Source organism: Actinokineospora sp. NBRC 105648 (assembly GCF_030269645.1).
GTDB lineage: Bacteria > Actinomycetota > Actinomycetes > Mycobacteriales > Pseudonocardiaceae > Actinokineospora.
Map to the genome: position 1 here is coordinate 66,180 of NZ_BSTR01000035.1, position 17,822 is coordinate 84,001.

A 17,822-nucleotide genomic window follows, 5' to 3' on the forward strand; every position below is an offset into this window, starting at 1 on the left:
CGCGTATTCACCTGCGACCACAGGCCCGAACAGGGGACAATCGTGCGGTGACCGATATGCCACGCAAGACCGTCGCGCGCACGGCGCGACTCGCCAGCATTCCGCTGGGGGTCGCGGGCCGGGCGGTGGGCGGCTGGGGGAAGCGGCTGGCCGGGCAGAGTGCCGAACAGGTCAGCGCGGACCTCTCGGCGCGCACCGCCGAGCAGCTGTTCGCGGTGCTCGGCCAGCTCAAGGGCGGCGCGATGAAGTTCGGGCAGGCGCTGTCGGTGTTCGAGGCGGCGGTACCCGACGAGCTCGCCGAGCCCTACCGCGAGGCGCTCACCAAGCTCCAAGCCGCCGCCCCGCCGATGAGCGCGCAGGCCATGCACCGCGTCCTGGCCCAGCAGCTGGGCCGCGGCTGGGCCGCGCGCTTCACCGAGTTCGACGACGTGCCCGCCGCCGCGGCCAGCATCGGCCAGGTGCACCGGGCCGTCTGGCACGACGGCAGGCGGGTCGCGGTCAAGGTCCAGTACCCGGGCGCCGACGAGGCACTGCTCTCCGACCTGCGCCAGCTCCAGCGGTTCAGCAGGCTGTTCCAGCCGTTCGCGCCCGGCATGGAGATCAAACCGCTGCTCCAGGAGCTCACCGACCGGATGGTCGAGGAGCTGGACTACCGCGCCGAGGCGGAGAACCAGCGCGCCTTCGCCAAGGCCTTCGCGGGCGACGAGCAGGTGCTGGTGCCCAAGGTGGTCGCCAGCGCCCCCAAGGTCACCATCACCGAGTGGGTCGACGGCCGCCCGCTCGCGTCGGTCATCAAGGACGGCACCAAGGCCGACCGCGACCTGGCGGGCCGGCTGCTCTCGGAGTTCCACTTCTCCTCCCCGGCCCGCGCGGGCCTGCTGCACTCCGACCCGCACCCCGGCAACTTCATGCTGCTGCCCGACGGCAGGCTCTGCGTCATCGACTTCGGCGCCGTCGCCCGGCTGCCCGAGGGCCTGCCCAGGCCGCTGGGGCAGATGACCCGGCTGTCCATCGAGGGCGAGTCCACCGAGCTGATGGAGCTGATGCGCGACGAGGGGTTCATCCGGCCCGGGATGCGGCTGGACCCGGACGACGTGCTGGCCTACCTGGCACCGTTCACCCAGCCCGCCTCGGTGGAGACCTTCCACTTCACCCGCAAGTGGATGCAGCGGCAGGCTGAGCGGGTGGGGGACCTCCGGGGACAGGACTTCAAGACCGGGCGGTCGTTGAACCTGCCGCCGCAGTACCTGCTGATCCAGCGGGTGACCGCTGGGGCCACCGGAATCCTGTGCCAGCTGGACGCGGAGTTCTCGATGCGGTCGATCATCTCGCAGTGGCAGCCTGGGTTCGCTTCTTGAGCTTATGCGCGGGGCTTGAACTCGTTTCCGTGTTGCCGTCTTTGTTGCCCGAGTAAGGACGGGGGCTCGATCTAGTGAACTCGCTTCGCGTGGGGCCCCTAGAGCACCGCGGTGGGGAAAGCGTGGGGTGAAGGGCATCCCCACTACCAGGCAAGTTTAGCGGTGCCCTCCCCCCACACGAAGCGAGTCCACTAGATCGAGCATCCGTAACGGGACTTGCGTACCAGCGGGGTCGGCCTCACCGCTGCGGTTTGGTGGGGTTGGCTTTCGGCTGTGGGACCAGCGTGGTCGACCTCTCCGCTGCGGGACTAGCGCAGTCGACTTTCGGCTGTGGGACCAGGGTTGTCGGTCTATCCGCTGCGGTACCAGCGAGGTCGGCCTTCGGCTGCGGGACCTGCCGAGTCGGCCTCTCCGCTGCTGTGGAGGTGCCATTCGTGGAGGTGCCATTCTCGGCAGTACCGGCTCAACTCTGCTTTTCCGACAACCACCAGCGGTCTGGGCAAGCTTCAGTGGTTTGAGCTAATTCCAGTATTCAGCCGGGAGTTTTCCCTCGATGTCTCGGACGTGGCGTCGGCCGCATTCTGGGCACAGCCAGCGGTTGCCCTCGTCTTTCACCCAGGCCAGTGCCTCTAGCGGTGTGCCGGCGCTGCGGAGTCTGCCGCACAGCGCGCACGCGATTCCGTCGCTGGCGCTGTCGCCCGCGTTCTGGGTGTTGTCGTCTGCCACGGCTGGCCAGCTTAGAGCTTGCGCAGGCCTTCGAGCACTCGTTCCATGAAGCCCAGGTTCGGTGTTTCGTCGGCGACCCGGTGGACGGTCAGGACGCCGGAGTCCGCCAGGTCGCTGATCAGGACTCGGGCCACGCCCAGGGGCACTGCCACGAGTGCCGCGATCTCGGCGACCGAGCGTGGGTGGACGCACAGTTCGGTGATCGCCCGGTGTTCCCAGGACACCGCGCCCGCTGTGCCGGTGGTGGAGACGAGGGCCTCGATCGCCAGGTCGGCCCGGGTGCGGGTGCGGCCGCCGGTCCAGGCGTACGGGCGGACCAGGGCGTGCGACTCCGGTCGGGCCAGCCATTCGGAGTGGTCTTCCTCGGCCCAGTCCGCTGACAGGTCGGCCTCGGCGGGCACGTCGGCGGCCACCGGCGGGTCGTCGTTCTCCTCGTCGGCCCAGGGCTCGGTCTCGGTGGGGGTGTCGGGCTTGCGGCGCTTGCGCGACTGGCCACCGAACCGTGCGCCGACCAGGCCGACGTCGGAGTCCGGGGCCGGTGGGAGCAGGGGGTCGGCTTCGTCGGGGTCCTCGGGCGCGCGCCACTGGCCGGGTGGGCCGAAGCGGGCGCCGGTGCGGCCCACGTCGGTCTTGCGCTTGTGCCTGCGCCCACCACCGGTGGCGCCCGTTTCCTCGAACCGCATCACCACGTGAGCCCCAAGGCGCGTCGTGGACAGGGGAACCCACCGTAGCGCTGGTCAGCGGGGTGATCGGTGACGAGTTCGTTTCCATCGTGTTTCCCACCCGAACGGCCGAAGCCCGCCACCGGACCGGCCGGTGGCGGGCTTCGCGTTCAGGGCAGGAGAGCGGTCTAGAGGCTGGACGTGACGCGATCGGCGCGCCGTGATGCCCAGCTCGAGACGCGCTCCCAGCGCTTGGCCGCGCTCAGCAGGCGGACCAGGCGGTGCGCACGCGCAGCCTGCTCCGCCTCGCGCATTCGTGATCTCGCGAGATTCTCATAGAGCAACATTTGCGGGGATCCCTCAGGCTTGAAGGTCAACATCGGGTCTTTCAGCAGGGCGTTCACGCGGCGACCTCGTCCCGGGTACCGGTGGTGACGCGGTCGGCCGCCGTACGGGCGGCGACGTCCTCCTTGCGCGGGCGCCCACGGGGGCGCTTGCGCGCGATGACGACTCCGCGTTCGAAGATCTCGCCGCCCCAGACCCCCCACGGCTCGTGCCGTGCGAGTGCGGAGGCCAGGCACGCGACGCGCACCGGGCAGTCGCCGCAGAGGTCCTTGGCGCGCTCGAGCTCGGCGGGCGCGTCGGCGAACCACAGGTCCGGGTTGTCGTTGGACCGGCAGGGCAGGTCCAGGCCCGCGGCGGGAGCCGCGTCGAGCAGCTCGCTCACCCCGGAGCCCTGGGACCCCAGCAGGTCCGAGAGTGCTCCGCCAGTGAGCGGAACAGTGGCGGTGGACATGGTGTTGAACTCCTGACGTGTCATCTGAACTGGGAAAACCATGGTGATCAGGCGGTTTTGGGCAAACAAAAAGGCCGCGGATTCCGGTGTCGGAGTCCGCGGCCTCGGGCCAGGAGTTACTTGACGCGCGTCAAGTCCTCCAGCCTGAGGCTGCGGACAGCTGGGTCGGAACGACGAGATCGATGGTTCGGGCGTAGGACGCGGCCGCGACGGCACCGAAGGTGCTGCCGGTGGCAGGCTCGAACCCAGTGGCACTGATCGGATTGCCCGAGGTCTCCACCCCAGTGGCAGGCAGTCCGACGGTCCGCTCCCACTGCCCGCGGGTGGCCTGCTTCAGGCCCTCCAGGCAGCTGTGCTCAGCGGTCCCCAGCGACATCGGGAAGCGGCCGCCGTCCTTGGTCATCGTGAAGATCACCATCGGGGCCACCTCCTTCGCACTCGCCGTCGTGGGCTTGGACTCCGGGGCACTTCGTGCCCCGCTATTGCAGGTTATTGGCCTTCGCGGAGGCCGTGCAACCGATTTTCCAGAAGTTCGCGTGACGCCGGTCACACATCACTCGAACGGTGAACCCCAGAGATCAAGGAGAGCACCTCGGCCCCGAACCTGTCCAGCTTGGCGGCCCCGATGCCGGAAATCGACACCAGCGCGGCGCGGTCCGCCGGACGTTGTTCGGCGATCGCCAGCAGCGTCGCGTCGGTGAAGATGACGTAGGGCGGCACCTTCAGGCCCTTGGCCCGGTCGACCCGCCACTCGCGCAGCGCGGCCAGCAGGCCCTCGTCGAGGTCCGACGGGCAGTGCTGGCAGCGCCCGAGCTTGACCGGCATGGTGCCGACCAGCTTGTCGCCGCACACCCGGCAGTAGCGGACGGGCGTCATCCCCCGGCCCATCGCGGGCCGCGGGGTCTCCTGCTGCCGCACCGCGGCGACGCGCGCGGTGGGGTGGTTCTCGGGGATCAGCCCGTAGAGGAACCGGCTGCGCCTGCGGTAGCGCTTACCGCCCGCGGTACGCGAAAGGGCCCACGTCAGAGATAAGTGAACGCGCGCGCGGGTGACGCCGACGTAGAGCAGCCTGCGTTCTTCCTCGATCGCGGCGTCGTCGCCGTCGGCGTGCTGGATCGGCATCGTGCCGTCGGCCACGCCGACCAGGAACACCGCGTCCCACTCCAGGCCCTTGGCCGCGTGCAGCGAGGCCAACGTGACGCCCTCCACCGTGGGCGGGTGCTGGGCCTGTGCGCGCTGCTCCAACTCGGCGACGTACCGGTGCAGGTCGGCGTCGGCGACCGTGGCCACCAACTCCTCCCCCAGCTCGACCAGCGCCAGCAACGCCTCCCAGCGCTCCCGCGCGGAACCGCCCGCCGGTGGCTCGTCGCTTAAACCGAGCGGCGCGAGAAGAGCTCGTACGACCGCGGGCAACTCCCCCTCGGGGGGCCTGCCGCACGCCGTGCGCAACGCGGCCATGGCCTGGCGGACCTCTTGGCGCGCGAAGAACCGCTCACCACCGCGCACGAGGTACGGCAGTTCCAGCTCGGCCAAGGCCTGCTCGTAGACCTCCGACTGCGCGTTCACCCGGTAGAGGACGGCGATCTCGCTGAGCGGGGTGCCCTGCTCGACCAGTTCCTTGATCCGGCCCGCGACCGCGGCCGCCTCGGCGGGCTCGTCGTCGTACTCGGCGAAGACCGGCTCCGGCCCGGTCGGGCGCTGGCCGATCAGCCGCAGGCGGGAACCGGCGGGCCGGTCGCGCGCGGCGGAGATGACCCGGTTGGCCAGCGAGACGACCTCGGGGGTGGAGCGGTAGTCGCGCTCCAGGCGCACCACGGTGGCCTCGGGGAAGCGGCGGGTGAAGTCGAGCAGCGGCCGGGGCGAGGCACCGGCGAACGAGTAGATGGTCTGGTTCGCGTCGCCGACCACGGTCAGGTCGTCGCGGTGGCCCAGCCAGGCGTCGAGCACCCGCTGCTGCAGCGGGGTGACGTCCTGGTACTCGTCGACGACGAAGCAGCGGTAGCGGTCGCGGAACTCCTCGGCGACCGCGGAGTGCTCCTCCAGCGCGGCGGCGGTGTGCAACAGGAGGTCGTCGAAGTCGAGCACGCGCGCGGCGTTCTTCAGCGACTCGTAGGCCGTGTAGACCTTGGCCACCTGCTCGGCGGGGGCCGGGGTGTCGCGGCGGGCGCGGGCGGCGGCGGCCGGGTAGTCCTCGGGCGCGACCAGGGACGCCTTGGCCCACTCGATCTCACTGGCCAGGTCGCGCAGGGTGTCCCGCTCGGTACCCGCGCCCGCCCGGTGGGCGGCCTGGCCGACCAGGCGGAGCTTGCCGTCGACCAGGTCCCACGGCGCGTCGCCGACCACCCGCGGCCAGAAGTAGCGCAGCTGGCGCAGGGCGGCGGCGTGGAAGGTGCGGGCCTGGGCACCGTGCACGTCCATCGCCAGCAGCCGGGTGCGCATCTCCCCCGCCGCCCGGGCGGTGAAGGTGACCGCGAGGACCTGACCGGGGGTGACGTGCCCGGAGTGGATCAGGTGAGTGATCCGGCTGACGATGGTCCTGGTCTTGCCGGTGCCCGCGCCCGCGAGCACGCAGACCGGGCCGCGGGGCGCCTCGACGGCGGCCAGCTGGTCCGGGTCCAGGCCGGCGAGCAGGTTTCCGGGTCGGGGTCCGCCAGCCATGGGGAGCATACTTACAGAGCGCGGTCACCAACCGGGGGACGACGCCCCGTATCCTGGTGGTTATGGCTGAGAAGCAGGACAAGGCGGCCGCCGCGGAGGCCAAGAAGGCGCGCAAGGCCGAGTCGAAGGCCAAGCGCGGGCAGATCTTCCAGGCGTTCAACATGCAGCGCAAGGAGGACAAGGGGCTCATCCCGTGGATGGCCGGTGCGCTGCTGGTGATCACCGGCGTGGTGTTCGGCATCGGCTGGCTGCTGGGCATCCAGTGGTTCCTGCTGCCGGTCGGCATCCTGTTCGGCCTGCTCGCGGCCGTGATCATCTTCGGTCGCCGGGTGCAGAAGAACGTCTACTCCAAGGCCGACGGCCAGCCCGGCGCGGCGGCCTGGGCGCTGGACAACCTGCGCGGCCGCTGGCGGGTCACCCCCAGCGTCGCCGGGACCACCCAGCTCGACGCGGTGCACCGGGTGATCGGCCGCCCGGGCGTCATCCTGGTCGCCGAGGGCGCCCCGCACCGGGTGAAGACGCTGCTCGCGCAGGAGAAGAAGCGGATCGCCCGGATCGTCGGCGACACCCCGATCTACGACGTCATCGTCGGCCACGAAGAGGGCCAGGTCGAACTGCGCGGGCTGCAGCGGCACCTGATGAAGCTGCCGAACAACCTGCGCCCGAACCAGATCGACGGCGTCGAGAAGCGCCTGGCCGCCATCGCCGCCCGCGGCGCGGCCCTGCCCAAGGGCCCGATGCCCGCGGGCGCCAAGATGCGCAGCGTCCAGCGCACCATGCGCCGCCGCTAGGCCGATTGTCGTCCCCCTCTGCCACCCTCCGGTCGAACGTGAGGAGTGGCCAGTGTTCGCGACACCGAAGCACCAAGTCGAGTCCAACGCGCCTGCGACGCACCTTCTGACCATTGAGGAGTACCTGGAGTTCGGCGAGCCGACACACGGGTACACGGAGTTGCTCGAGGGTCGCCTGCTGACGTCCCCAAGTCCCGACCGTCGGCACATGAAGGCGTCCGGCGAGCTCTACGAGCAGGTCGACGGTCAGCTGCCGGACCACCTCAGCGTGGTCCAAGACCTCGACATCGACCTGAGGTTCCTGCCAGCCGGGCAGCCCGGGTTCAGCAGGCGGCCGGACTTGATCGTGCACAGCCGCGCGGCAGGCGACCGGGTCGACGAGCAGGGCGGGCTGATCCGTGCCGACGAGGTGCTGGTCGTCATCGAGATCGTGTCGCCCGGCTCCCGCCGGACCGACCGGATCACCAAGTACGCGGAGTACGCCGAGGCCGGGATCCCGCACTACTGGCTGGTCGACACCGAGCGGCCCACCTCGTTGTTGGCCTGCCACCTCACTGAGCAGTTCGGCTACCAGCAGCGCCAAGAGGCCACCGGCCTGTTCACGACCGACGAGCCGTTCCCGCTGACCGTCGACTTGGACGCGCTCGGTTAATCGGGGGCGGGCGGAGCGGTTTCGGGCTAGCTTGCCTGCCGTGTCGACTGCTGATCCGCTCGCGTCCCGTATCGCCGCCGCCCAGTTGTCCGGGCTCAGCCGGGCCAGGCGGGTGGTGGGGGACGACGACCTGCCGGTGCTCCAGCAGGCCAGGCGGGTCGTCCCGGCCGGGCCGTTCACCGGGCTGCTCGCCGTCGACGGGCCTGCCTTCCTGTCCTACGCCGTCGCCTCACGTCCAGGGCGGCCCGTCCAGGACGCCGCCGAGGTGGCCGAGGCCATCGAGCTGCTGCGGGCCGAGTTCCAGCCGGGTGCCCTGCGCTTCGAGCTCATCGACGAGGCCTGCCCCGGCGCGGCCGACCTGCTGGCGGCCGCCGGTCTCACCGTCACCATGCGCATCCCGGTGATGACGCTGGCCGCCGCCGAGGTGGTCGTGCCCGCGACCCCCGACGGGGTGACCGTCGACTACGTCCGCACCGCGGCCGACCGGATCGCGGGGGCCGAGGTGGCCAACGCGGCGTTCGGCATGGCCGGTGACCTCCCGACCGGACCTCCGCCGCTGCCCGCCGACGGCGGTTCGGTGCTGGCCCGGTTGGCCGACGGCGAGCCGGTCGCGGTCACCTCGTGGACCCAGGTCGCCGACGGCATCACCGAGATCGTCGGCGTGGCCACCGCCGCGGCGCACCGACGGCGGGGGCTGGGTGGCCTGGTCACCGCGCACGCCGTGCGGGCGGCCGCCGAGCTCGCCGGGGCCACGCTCACCTGGCTGACGCCGGGCAGCGCGGACGCCGACCGCGTCTACCGCAAGGTCGGCTTCACCCCGGTCGCGCACGCCGTGCACCTGGCCGAGAACTAGCCCTTGGGGCACCCGAGCCACGCCGATCCGTCGGCGAGCTCCGTGGCCGAAAGTCCACCGCCAGACCCGACCCGCCCGAGCACCGGGCCGTGCTGCGCGAGCACATCACCCGCCGTTCGACCTCAACGCCTACGCCAGCCCGCTGGTCGGTTCCCGCACCGGGCTAGCGGGTGCGCAGGACGATCGTGCCGACCAGCCGGTCGTGCAGGCCGCGGCCGTCCTTGTCGGTGATCGCCGCCGGGATGACCAGGGCGATCAGCACCGATCGGGGGATCGCCCGGAAGGGGCCCACCAGCGCGGTGCCGTCCATCCGCACCACCCGCATCCCGAGCAGCGCCTTCGCGGGGGTGAACCCGGCCAACGACACCCCGACCGAGGAGATCACCAGCCAGACCAGGCCCGCCCAGATGTTGAACCGCCACATCGTCGCCGGGTCGCCGTAGTCCGGGCGCAGGAACACCGAGGTCACCAGGGACGCCAGCACCAGGTCGACCAGCAGCGCGCCCAGCCGCAGGCCGTTCGAGGCCACCGACCCCGGGCCGCGCTCGGGCAGGCCGAGGCGCTCGCCTCGGTATCGAACCGGACCGTCCGCGTTGTCGATGGCCTCGAGGGCCGCGCCCGGTCCGGACAGCCAGGTTCCGGTCCATCTGCTCACCCCACCAGGGTAGGACGAAGTGCCCGCCGTGGCCGCTGCCGGCATGCTCTGGCGCACACTTGGGCGTCGTTAACACCGGCGAAACATCCGGGTGATGGTCGGGCAACACCGTGCTCCTAGCGTCATCACGGAGCGGGCACGGCACGGTAGCCGTGATCGCCGGACACCATCGGCTGCCCGCTCGCGCGGTGGGCCGGGTCAGGGCCGGCGAAGCAGACGAAGGAGCCAACAAGCGTGTTCAACTCTTCCGACGAGGTCTTGCGCTTCATTGCCGACGAGGACGTGAAGTTCGTCGATGTCCGGTTCTGCGACCTGCCGGGCGTCATGCAGCACTTCACCCTGCCCGCGAGCGCGTTCGACGAGGACGCCTGGAACGAGGGTCTGGCCTTCGACGGCTCCTCGGTCCGCGGCTTCCAGTCGATCCACGAGTCGGACATGCTGCTGCTGCCCGACCCCTACACCGCGCGGATCGATCCGTTCCGGATCGAGAAGACGCTGATCATCAACTTCTTCGTGCACGACCCGTTCACCCGCGAGGCCTACAGCCGCGACCCGCGCAACATCGCGCGCAAGGCCGAGCAGTACATCGCCGAGTCCGGCATCGCCGACACCGCCTACTTCGGCCCCGAGGCGGAGTTCTACATCTTCGACTCGATCCGCTTCGACTACACCGAGAACGGCTCGTTCCACGAGATCGACTCGGTCGAGGGCTGGTGGAACACCGGCGCGCACGAGGACGGCCACAACAAGGGCTACAAGACCCGGTTCAAGGGCGGCTACTTCCCGGTCCCGCCGGTCGACCACTTCGCCGACCTGCGCGACCAGATGGTGCTGAACATGCAGGACTCGGGCTTCACCGTCGAGCGCGCGCACCACGAGGTGGGCACCGGCGGCCAGACCGAGATCAACTACCGGTTCAACACCCTGCTGCACGCCGCGGACGACCTGCAGCTGTTCAAGTACGTCATCAAGAACACCGCCTGGGCCGCGGACAAGTCCGCCACCTTCATGCCCAAGCCGCTCTTCGGTGACAACGGCTCCGGCATGCACGTGCACTCGTCGCTGTGGAAGGACGGCACGCCGCTGTTCCACGACGAGTCCGGCTACGCGGGCCTGTCCGACACCGCGCGGCACTACATCGGCGGCCTGCTCGCGCACGCCCCGTCGCTGCTGGCCTTCACCAACCCGACGGTGAACTCCTACCACCGCCTGGTGCCCGGCTACGAGGCCCCGGTCAGCCTGGTCTACTCCCAGCGCAACCGCTCCGCCTGCGTGCGGATCCCGATCACCGGCAACAACGCCAAGGCCAAGCGCGTCGAGTTCCGCTGCCCGGACTCCTCGGGCAACCCCTACCTCGCCTTCGCCGCGATCGTGATGGCGGGCCTCGACGGCGTGAAGAACCGGATCGAGCCGCCCGCGCCGATCGACAAGGACCTCTACGAGCTGCCGCCCGAGGAGGCCAAGGAGGTCGCGCAGGTCCCCGCGTCGCTGGGCGAGGTGCTCAACGCGCTGGAGGCCGACCACGACTACCTGCTCGAGGGTGGCGTGTTCACCCCGGACGTGATCGAGACCTGGGTGGCGCTCAAGCGCGAGAACGAGATCGACCCGCTGCGGCTGCGCCCGCACCCGTACGAGTTCGGCCTGTACTACGACGTCTGATCGCCGAGTGTGATCCGCTAAGAGGTACGAGAGCGGCGGTCGAGGGTCTTGCCCTCGGCCGCCGCTCTTGTCGTACGCGGTGTCCCTGAGAGGGGTGGGTGGCGACCCTGAGGCGAATCCGGGGTTGTCTCCGATGTGGCACCGCGGTCCGCCGACCGACACTTGGATCATGACCAGCAACGGACGCCAGTACGTCGTCACCACCGAGGTCACCGTCACCGTGCACGACGAGCACGCGCTGTTCGACACCTGCGCGGGCAGCGAGCAGGACGCGATCACCGCGCTGCGGCTGGCCGTCGACCCGCGCGCGCTGTTCACCGGCATCGCCGGGATCGAGGCGCGCCGGGGGGCCATGCGGGTGCGCCCGGCGTGGCCCGGGCCCGCCTGATTTCCACCCGATCAGGTAGATCATCCGGACCGGACCGGGCCGCTAGCTGGGTAGCTGAAGTGTTTCCCGAATCGAGACCCGGTGTGGGATTCCCCCGACGGCTCACGAAGCCTTACGCTCCCGCGCACCGACGTCCGCACGGGTCTCGTTCGGACGCTTCTTCCGCTATCGACGAGGACCCAGCCATGTTCGCTCCCCTTGATCCCGCGCGCGTCGACCGACTCAAGGCGGCCTACGCCGTGCGCAATCTCGATCGCGACTCCCCGCTGACCCTCGTCCACCACAGTGATCATCAGCCGCGGCACGGCGACCTCGTGCTGGCCGAGATCACCAAGGTCGGCTACCACCAGGTCCTCGAGCTCACCGACGGCCGCAAGGCCAAGCTCTACGTGGGCGACGAGGTCCTGGTCGCCTACGGCGCGCGCTACGCGCCGGACCACTTCGAGGCCGAGCTGCCCGACGACCTGGGCGCCTGCGACCTGGTGGCCGCCGGTGGCGTGCTGGGCAAGGTGCGCAGCCGCAACGCCGCGGTGAGCGCGCCGACCACGGTCCGTCCCCTCGGGCTGGTGGGCGACCCCGCCGGGCACGTGCTCAACGTGTCCGACCTGGCCCTGGGCGCGCCGCTTCCCGCGCTACGCAAGCCACCCACGTTCATCGTGGTCGGCACGTCGATGAACTCGGGCAAGACCACGACGGTCGCCTCGCTGGTGCACGGTCTCACCCGGTCGGGCCTGCGGGTCGGCGCGGCGAAGCTGACCGGCACCGCGGCGGGCGGCGACCCGTGGCTGTTCCGCGACTCGGGGGCGGTGGTGGCGCTGGACTTCACCGACGCGGGCATGGCCACCACCTTCCGGATCCCGTTGGACCGCCTGGTGTCCAGCTCGCTGTTGCTGCACGGACACCTGATGGCGCGCGGTGTCGACGCGATCGTGCTGGAGATCGCCGACGGCCTGCTCCAGCCGGAGACGGCGCAATTGCTCGACCGGCAAGAGATTCGACGTATTACCAGCGGTGTCCTCTTCTCCGCGGCGGACTCTTCCGGTGCCCTCTATGGGGTGCAGCGCCTGCAGGCCGGCGGCCACCCGGTACTCGCGGTGAGCGGTGTGCTGACCGCGTCCCCCTTGGCGGTGCGCGAGGCGCAGGCCGGTTTGGACGTCCCGGTGTACGGCCCGCTCGACCTGCAGTCCCCGGCCCTGGCCGGGGAGCTGCTGCGCCGCGCGGTCGCCGAGGCCATGGTGGAGCACGAGGTGGGCGAGGTCCTCGCCTGACCGCCTGACCGGGACCTAGAGCCGGTCGACGTCGAGGCCGTGCTGGGCCAGCACGGCCCTCGGGTCGGTCACCAGCTTGCGCCGGTCGAGGTCCATGACGCCGAGCAGGCAGGTGATCTCGGCGGCCACTGTGCCGTCCAGCTTGGTGATCACCGAGTCGGCGTTGAAGGTCTTGCCGCTACCGAACTTGACCACCAGGCTGACCTCGACCTCGTCGCCCGCGCGCAGCTCGCGGCGGAAGTCGATGGTGGACGACAGCAGCACCGGGGCGACCCGGGCGGAGATCAGGTCGAACCAGAGGCACCCGGCGGCCGCGAACCCCTCGACCCGGGCGATCTCCGCGTACTGGTGGTAGACGGCGTGGTTGAGGTGGCCGAGGCTGTCGAGCTCGTAGCTGCGCACCGGTACGCGGATGCTCCAGGTCATCTACCGGAGGGTAGTAGTCCGCCGCGGACCGCTGCCCGCGCTGGTGACCAGGACCTCAGCCGTCGTAGAAGACGCGCTCGACGACCGCGCGGGCCCGGCGGGTGCTGCGGCGGTAGTCGTCGAGGAACTTGCCGGGGTCCTCGGCGAGCGGCGTGCCCATGACGTAGGCGACCGCGGACAGCTCCCGCCCGTGCGTGGGGACCTGGTCGGTTTGCTTGCCCCGCACCAGGGACGCGGCGTTGCGCACCCGGGTGACCAGCAGCCAGGCCGCACGCAGCTCCTCGGCGTCCTCGGGGGCGACCAGCCCGGCGGCCGCCGCGGCGACCAGGGTGTCCACTGTGGACGTCGTGCGCAGCTCGGGGTGGGCGCGCGCGTGCCGCAGCTGGAGCAGCTGGACGGTCCACTCGATGTCGGCGAGGCCGCCGCGGCCGAGCTTGGTGTGCGTCGTGGGGTCGGCGCCGCGCGGCAGCCGCTCGGTGTCCACTCTGGCCTTGATCCGGCGGATCTCGCGGACCTGGTTGGCGTCGAGTCCCCCCTCGGGGTACCTGATCGGGTCGATCATCGCCAGGAACCGGGCACCGAGATCCGGGTCGCCCGCGACCAGGCGTGCGCGCAACAACGCTTGCGCTTCCCAGATCTCACCCCATTGGGCGTAATACGCGCGGTAGGACTCCATTGTGCGCACGATCGGGCCCTGCCGACCCTCCGGCCGGAGGTCGACGTCGACCTGCAGCGGCGGGTCCTGGCTGGGCGAGCCGAGCAGCTTGCGCACCGCCTGGGCGACCCGGCCCGCGTACTTCAGCGCGTCGGCGTCGGCGACCCCGGGCGCGGGCTCGCAGACGAACAGCACGTCGGCGTCCGAGCCGTACCCCAGCTCCGCGCCGCCGAGCCTGCCCATGCCGATCACCGCGATCGTCGCCAGGTGACCGCCCGCCGCGGCGGCCTCGGCCCGGTCGACCGCGGCCAGCGCGGCCTCCAGCACCGCGGACCAGACGCTGGACAACGCCGCGCAGACCGCCAGCACATCGGTGAACCCCAACAGGTCCGCGCAGGCGATCCGCAGGATCTCGTGCCTGCGCAGCGACCGAGCCGCGGCGACGGCATTGCCCAGGTACCCGTGCCGCTTCACCGCCGCGCGCAACGACTGCGCCACCTCGGCCGGGTCGCGGACCGCGAGCTCCTTGGGCTCGGCCAGCAGCCGCAGCACCTCGGGCGCCCGGACCACCAGGTCGGGTACCAGCTTCGAGGTGCCGAGCAGGGTGGCCAACCGCTCGGCGACCGCGCCCTCGTCGCGAAGCACCCGCAGGTACCACGGCGTGGACGACAACGCCTCCGACACCTTGCGGTAGGCCAAGAGCCCGCCGTCCGGGTCCGGTGTCGCCCCCAGGAGGTCGAGCAGCACGGGCAAGATCGCGGTCTGGATGGCCGCGCGCCGCGAGACCCCTTCGGTGAGGGCCTTGATGTGCTGCAACGCGCCCTGCGGCGAGGTGTAGCCGAGCGCGGCCAGTCGCGCCTCGGCCTCTTTGGCGGTCAACCGCAGCGCGTCGGTCGGGACGCGGGACACGGCTTCGAGCAGCGGTCGGTAGAACAACTTCTCGTGCAGCCGGCGGATCCGGTTGGTGTTGCGGCGGAACTCCGCGTGCAGGACCTGCGCGGCCGAGCGCCCGCGCTCAGGGCCGATGCCGCTGGCGCGGGCGAGCCAGCGCAGCTCGTCGGTCTCCTGGTCACTGGGGAAGAGGTGCGTGCGGCGCAGGCGTTGCAGCTGCAGCCGGTGCTCGAGGGTGCGCAAGAACCGGTAGGACTCAGCGAGTTCCGCGGAGTCGGTGCGACCGACGTAGCCACCTGAGCCCAACGCGGCCAGGGCGTCCACAGTGGATCCGAGGCGCAGCGACTCGTCGGTGCGGCCGTGCACGAGCTGCAACAGCTGCACGGCGAACTCGACGTCGCGCAGCCCACCGCGCCCCAGCTTGAGCTCGCGGTCGATGAGCTCGGCGGGCACGTGGTCCTCGACCCGCCTGCGCATCGCCTGGACCTCGGGGACGAAGTTGTCCCGATCGGCCGCGTTCCACACCATCGGGCTAACCGTGTCGAGGTACGCCTGTCCGAGTTCCGCGTCGCCCGCGACCGCCCGTGCCTTCAGCAGCGCTTGGAACTCCCAGGTCTTGGCCCAGCGCTTGTAGTACGTGTCGTGGCCGTCGAGGGTGCGGACCAGGGCACCACTGCGGCCCTCGGGGCGCAGGCCCGCGTCGACCTCGAAGCACGCCTCGGTGGCGATCCGCATCATGCCGCTGGCGACCCTGGTGGCCAGTCCGGTGTCGCCCTCGCCGACGAACACGACGTCGACGTCGCTGACGTAGTTGAGCTCGTGCCCACCGCACTTGCCCATCGCGATCACCGCGAGCCGGGCCTGGTCTGGTGAGCGGTTCTCAGCCCACGCCACCGCTAGGGCTGCCCGCAAGGCTGCCTCGGCCAGCTCGCTCAGCTGGTCGGCGACTTTGTCGTAAGAGCAGACCGGTAGCGATGCCTCGACCAGGTGACCGAGATCGTCCGCGGCGAGTTCCATTAGTAGGCCGCGGTAAGCGAACTTCAGCTCGCGGATCGCTTCAGCACCGCGCAGCGCAGCCACCGGCCCCTGCGGGCCTTCACCCGCAGCACCAACGGCGGCGTACAGCGCGGATGTGTAGTGCTCAGCAGGGGTTTCGCCGACCAGCCTGCGCCACTCGCCGGGGCGGGCGGCGAGGAGGTCGGCCAACGCGCTGGACGACCCCAGGACGGCGATCAGCCTGCCGCGCAGCCTGCGGTCGGACTCCAACTGCCCGCGCAGCTCCGGCCACGCCTGCGGGTCGGCCTCGCGGATGCGGTCCAGACCGCGCAACGCGAGGTCCGGGTCGGGAGTGCGGGAGAGGGCGGTGAGGATGACCTCGTGCTCTGGGCCGTTGTCGCCCCACAGCCCGGCGGCCCGCAGGTCCTGTTCGGCACGGCTCTCGGTGAGCCCGAAGCGGGCGGCCGAGGAGATGGAGCGGGCGCGGTCGGCCATGGCGTCAGATCATCGGGAGCTGCGGTCGGCCGGTGTCCACCGGGGCCAGCTCACCGCGGGCGAGCCGCACGAACCGGTCGACGAACGGGCGCCAGGTCTCCTCGACATCGGCGTGCAGCTCGGCCAAGCGGTCCGGTTCGAGGTCGCCGGGCCGGGCCCAGCCGGCGGTCTCCGGGGCGTTGCGCGCCCAGTCGAGCACGATCTCCGCGGTGGTCTCGATGTGGAACTGGATGCCGTAGCCGACCCGGCCGACCCGGAACGCCTGGTTCGGGTACTTGGTCGCAGAGGCGAGCAGCGCGGCGTCCACCGGCAGCCGGGTGACGGTGTCGGAGTGGAACTGCACCACGTCCGGCATCAGCGGCAGGTCGGCGAACAGCGGGTCGGCCCAGCCCAGGTCGCGCTTGGCGACCAGGCCGCTGCCGACCTCGGGGCCCTTGTCGCCGACTTCGACCTGACCACCGGTGGCCACGGCGAGCAGCTGCGCGCCGAGGCAGACCGCCAGCACCGGGACCGAACCGGACACGCAGGTGCTCAGCAGCCTGCGGACGTCGACGAGCCAGGGGTGCGCGATCACGTCGTTGGCGCCCATCGGCCCACCGAGGCACACCACCGCCGAGTAGCCGGCGGGGCTCGGTGGGAGCGGATCCCGGTACGGGTGCGCCAGGTCGATCTCGGCGCCCGCGTCGGCGAGCCACTCCACGAGCCTGCCGGGCGGGTCGAGGTCGGAGAGCTGGACGACGAGGATGCGTGCGGACGTCACGGGTCGAGAGTATTCCGCTCCGCGAACTCCGCATCCACGGCGTCCAGGACCGGCCGGAAGCCGATCTTCTGGTAGATCGAGTTCGCGGTGGGGTTGTCCAGGTCGGCGAACAGCAGGACGTCCCGGGCGCCCTGGTCCAACGCCCACCGGGCAGCCGCGGCGGTGACCGCGCTGCCGTAGCCGCGGCGCCGCTTGCCGTGCGGGGTGTAGACGGGCCCGATCCGGGACATGCCGTGCAGTGGGGCCGTGACCATCGCGAACGCGGAGTCGTCGCCGTCGACCCAGATGACGCTCGGCCGCCCGTTCGCCATCGCGGCGCTCGCTACCTCGATGCCGTTGGCAGACCGACTGGTCGCGTCTTCCGTCGGTTCCCCGGTGACCTCGTCGGCGAATTCGTCGCACCAGCGCCCAACGAGCGGCAGGTCCTCGGTGGTCGCGATCCGCGCGTGCCCCTCGCGGGCTGGCACCGCGAGTGCCTCGAGCCGGTAGAGCCGTTCAGGCACGATGCGCGAGACCGCCGCCCCAGTCGCCACTGTCCACCGCTGGATGAACAGCTCGGCCACGTCTCGCGGACCCCGCACGCCCGGTAGGCGGATGTCGTTGGCCAGCAGGTGGTTGATCAGTTCGTCGTGCACCTCGACCGGCAGTCCCGAGATGGCGAGCGGGTGCGGGGGCGTCTGCAGCACGGCACCCACCAGTTCACTGCCGCGGTGAGCGGTCAGGAACAGCATGTCGTCCTGGGCCGCGGCCTGGCCCGTAAGAGCCTGTCCCACGAGCTGGTTCAGCACTGTGATGGGACCGGTGTGCCGAATGGGATCGGCGCTGAAGAGGCCGCGGGTCTGCTCCCAGAACTCGTGCGCGGTCGCGTGTCGGGTGACGGTCATAGCCCATGGTGACCCGGCCCAGTCGACACCAGCGACCGATTTTCGGTACGGGCCCTTGACGACCTCAAACGAGAAAAGCCCCTGTGTTCCTCGATTTCTCGAGGAACACAGGGGCTTGACCCAATTTTAGTCCGGCGGCGTCCTACTCTCCCACACCCTCACGAGTGCAGTACCATCGGCGCAGGTGGGCTTAGCTTCCGGGTTCGGGATGGGACCGGGCGTTTCCCCACCGCTATGACCGCCGTAACA

18 protein-coding genes and 1 rRNA gene are annotated in these 17,822 nt (G+C 70.9%); 7 read left to right on the forward strand and 12 right to left on the reverse strand.

The annotated features are described in order from the left end of the window. Positions 1–56 precede the first annotated feature (56 nt). Positions 57–1,358, forward strand: a complete 1,302-nt coding sequence (locus tag QSK30_RS25930) for an ABC1 kinase family protein (protein ID WP_285506638.1) — start codon at positions 57–59, stop codon at positions 1,356–1,358. A 519-nt stretch (positions 1,359–1,877) separates the two neighbouring features. Here the strand turns inward: QSK30_RS25930 and QSK30_RS25935 are convergent. The 6 genes from QSK30_RS25935 to QSK30_RS25960 form a co-directional block, all read right to left on the reverse strand. After that, on the reverse strand, positions 1,878–2,084 hold the full coding sequence (locus QSK30_RS25935; protein WP_285506642.1) for a hypothetical protein: 207 nt from the start codon (positions 2,082–2,084) through the stop codon (positions 1,878–1,880). Between the two features lie 11 nt (positions 2,085–2,095). Next, positions 2,096–2,767 (reverse strand): DUF742 domain-containing protein, encoded by a 672-nt coding sequence (locus QSK30_RS25940; protein ID WP_285506608.1) that lies wholly within the window; start codon positions 2,765–2,767, stop codon positions 2,096–2,098. Between the two features lie 167 nt (positions 2,768–2,934). Beyond that, positions 2,935–3,150, reverse strand: a complete 216-nt coding sequence (locus QSK30_RS25945) for a hypothetical protein (protein WP_285506610.1) — start codon at positions 3,148–3,150, stop codon at positions 2,935–2,937. Beyond that, the gene (locus tag QSK30_RS25950) at positions 3,147–3,542 is read right to left on the reverse strand and encodes a WhiB family transcriptional regulator (protein WP_285506640.1); all 396 of its coding nucleotides are present in this window, start codon (positions 3,540–3,542) and stop codon (positions 3,147–3,149) included. Before QSK30_RS25950 ends, QSK30_RS25945 begins: the two co-directional genes overlap by 4 nt. A gap of 130 nt (positions 3,543–3,672) precedes the next feature. Further along, positions 3,673–3,960 carry a hypothetical protein gene (locus tag QSK30_RS25955; RefSeq protein WP_285506612.1) on the reverse strand — a complete coding sequence of 96 codons (288 nt, stop codon included), beginning with the start codon at positions 3,958–3,960 and terminating at the stop codon, positions 3,673–3,675. 128 nt (positions 3,961–4,088) lie between these two features. Beyond that, positions 4,089–6,200 carry an ATP-dependent DNA helicase UvrD2 gene (locus tag QSK30_RS25960; protein WP_285506614.1) on the reverse strand — a complete coding sequence of 704 codons (2,112 nt, stop codon included), beginning with the start codon at positions 6,198–6,200 and terminating at the stop codon, positions 4,089–4,091. A gap of 62 nt (positions 6,201–6,262) precedes the next feature. On the opposite strand from QSK30_RS25960, the gene QSK30_RS25965 reads away from it, so the two are divergent. The 3 genes from QSK30_RS25965 to QSK30_RS25975 are packed head-to-tail and all read left to right on the forward strand — an operon-like array spanning position 6,263 to position 8,496. Beyond that, positions 6,263–6,991, forward strand: coding sequence for a DUF4191 domain-containing protein (locus QSK30_RS25965; RefSeq protein ID WP_285506616.1), 729 nt, complete (start codon positions 6,263–6,265; stop codon positions 6,989–6,991). Between the two features lie 52 nt (positions 6,992–7,043). Next, positions 7,044–7,643 carry a Uma2 family endonuclease gene (locus QSK30_RS25970; RefSeq protein WP_285506619.1) on the forward strand — a complete coding sequence of 200 codons (600 nt, stop codon included), beginning with the start codon at positions 7,044–7,046 and terminating at the stop codon, positions 7,641–7,643. Positions 7,644–7,683: 40 nt separating this feature from the next. Continuing rightward, positions 7,684–8,496, forward strand: coding sequence for a GNAT family N-acetyltransferase (locus QSK30_RS25975; protein ID WP_285506621.1), 813 nt, complete (start codon positions 7,684–7,686; stop codon positions 8,494–8,496). A 163-nt stretch (positions 8,497–8,659) separates the two neighbouring features. On the opposite strand, the gene QSK30_RS25980 is transcribed toward QSK30_RS25975, so the two are convergent. After that, positions 8,660–9,151, reverse strand: coding sequence for an RDD family protein (locus tag QSK30_RS25980; protein WP_285506623.1), 492 nt, complete (start codon positions 9,149–9,151; stop codon positions 8,660–8,662). A gap of 234 nt (positions 9,152–9,385) precedes the next feature. On the opposite strand from QSK30_RS25980, the gene glnA reads away from it, so the two are divergent. The 3 genes from glnA (at position 9,386) to QSK30_RS25995 (ending at position 12,466) form a co-directional block, all read left to right on the forward strand. Continuing rightward, the gene (gene glnA / locus QSK30_RS25985; RefSeq protein WP_285506625.1) at positions 9,386–10,810 is read left to right on the forward strand and encodes a type I glutamate--ammonia ligase; all 1,425 of its coding nucleotides are present in this window, start codon (positions 9,386–9,388) and stop codon (positions 10,808–10,810) included. A 169-nt stretch (positions 10,811–10,979) separates the two neighbouring features. Further along, positions 10,980–11,198, forward strand: coding sequence for a hypothetical protein (locus tag QSK30_RS25990; RefSeq protein WP_285506627.1), 219 nt, complete (start codon positions 10,980–10,982; stop codon positions 11,196–11,198). A gap of 185 nt (positions 11,199–11,383) precedes the next feature. Further along, entirely contained in the window at positions 11,384–12,466 is a 1,083-nt protein-coding gene (locus QSK30_RS25995; protein ID WP_285506629.1) for a DUF1611 domain-containing protein, read from the forward strand. A gap of 15 nt (positions 12,467–12,481) precedes the next feature. Here the strand turns inward: QSK30_RS25995 and QSK30_RS26000 are convergent, their stop codons facing one another. From QSK30_RS26000 to rrf, 5 genes are all read right to left on the reverse strand, one after another. Continuing rightward, the gene (locus QSK30_RS26000) at positions 12,482–12,892 is read right to left on the reverse strand and encodes an acyl-CoA thioesterase (RefSeq protein ID WP_285506631.1); all 411 of its coding nucleotides are present in this window, start codon (positions 12,890–12,892) and stop codon (positions 12,482–12,484) included. A gap of 55 nt (positions 12,893–12,947) precedes the next feature. After that, positions 12,948–15,929 carry a bifunctional [glutamine synthetase] adenylyltransferase/[glutamine synthetase]-adenylyl-L-tyrosine phosphorylase gene (locus QSK30_RS26005; protein WP_285506633.1) on the reverse strand — a complete coding sequence of 994 codons (2,982 nt, stop codon included), beginning with the start codon at positions 15,927–15,929 and terminating at the stop codon, positions 12,948–12,950. 4 nt (positions 15,930–15,933) lie between these two features. Continuing rightward, on the reverse strand, positions 15,934–16,689 hold the full coding sequence (locus QSK30_RS26010) for a type 1 glutamine amidotransferase (RefSeq protein ID WP_285506635.1): 756 nt from the start codon (positions 16,687–16,689) through the stop codon (positions 15,934–15,936). Further along, positions 16,686–17,573, reverse strand: coding sequence for a GNAT family N-acetyltransferase (locus tag QSK30_RS26015; RefSeq protein ID WP_285506636.1), 888 nt, complete (start codon positions 17,571–17,573; stop codon positions 16,686–16,688). Before QSK30_RS26015 ends, QSK30_RS26010 begins: the two co-directional genes overlap by 4 nt. Positions 17,574–17,702: 129 nt before the next feature. Beyond that, positions 17,703–17,819 (reverse strand): 5S ribosomal RNA (rrf, locus tag QSK30_RS26020). Positions 17,820–17,822: the final 3 nt, after the last annotated feature.

Bases quoted from the DNA above. Each gene is read 5' to 3' on its own strand.
- QSK30_RS25930 (WP_285506638.1), top strand. From the start codon at position 57: ATGCCACGCAAGACCGTCGCGCGCACGGCGCGACTCGCCAGCATTCCG.
- QSK30_RS25995 (WP_285506629.1), top strand. From the start codon at position 11,384: ATGTTCGCTCCCCTTGATCCCGCGCGCGTCGACCGACTCAAGGCGGCC.
- QSK30_RS25950 (WP_285506640.1), bottom strand. From the start codon at position 3,542: ATGTCCACCGCCACTGTTCCGCTCACTGGCGGAGCACTCTCGGACCTG.
- QSK30_RS25940 (WP_285506608.1), bottom strand. From the start codon at position 2,767: ATGCGGTTCGAGGAAACGGGCGCCACCGGTGGTGGGCGCAGGCACAAG.
- QSK30_RS25955 (WP_285506612.1), bottom strand. From the start codon at position 3,960: ATGGTGATCTTCACGATGACCAAGGACGGCGGCCGCTTCCCGATGTCG.
- QSK30_RS26000 (WP_285506631.1), bottom strand. From the start codon at position 12,892: ATGACCTGGAGCATCCGCGTACCGGTGCGCAGCTACGAGCTCGACAGC.
- QSK30_RS25960 (WP_285506614.1), bottom strand. From the start codon at position 6,200: ATGGCTGGCGGACCCCGACCCGGAAACCTGCTCGCCGGCCTGGACCCG.
- QSK30_RS26015 (WP_285506636.1), bottom strand. From the start codon at position 17,573: ATGACCGTCACCCGACACGCGACCGCGCACGAGTTCTGGGAGCAGACC.
- QSK30_RS25990 (WP_285506627.1), top strand. From the start codon at position 10,980: ATGACCAGCAACGGACGCCAGTACGTCGTCACCACCGAGGTCACCGTC.
- QSK30_RS26005 (WP_285506633.1), bottom strand. From the start codon at position 15,929: ATGGCCGACCGCGCCCGCTCCATCTCCTCGGCCGCCCGCTTCGGGCTC.
- QSK30_RS25965 (WP_285506616.1), top strand. From the start codon at position 6,263: ATGGCTGAGAAGCAGGACAAGGCGGCCGCCGCGGAGGCCAAGAAGGCG.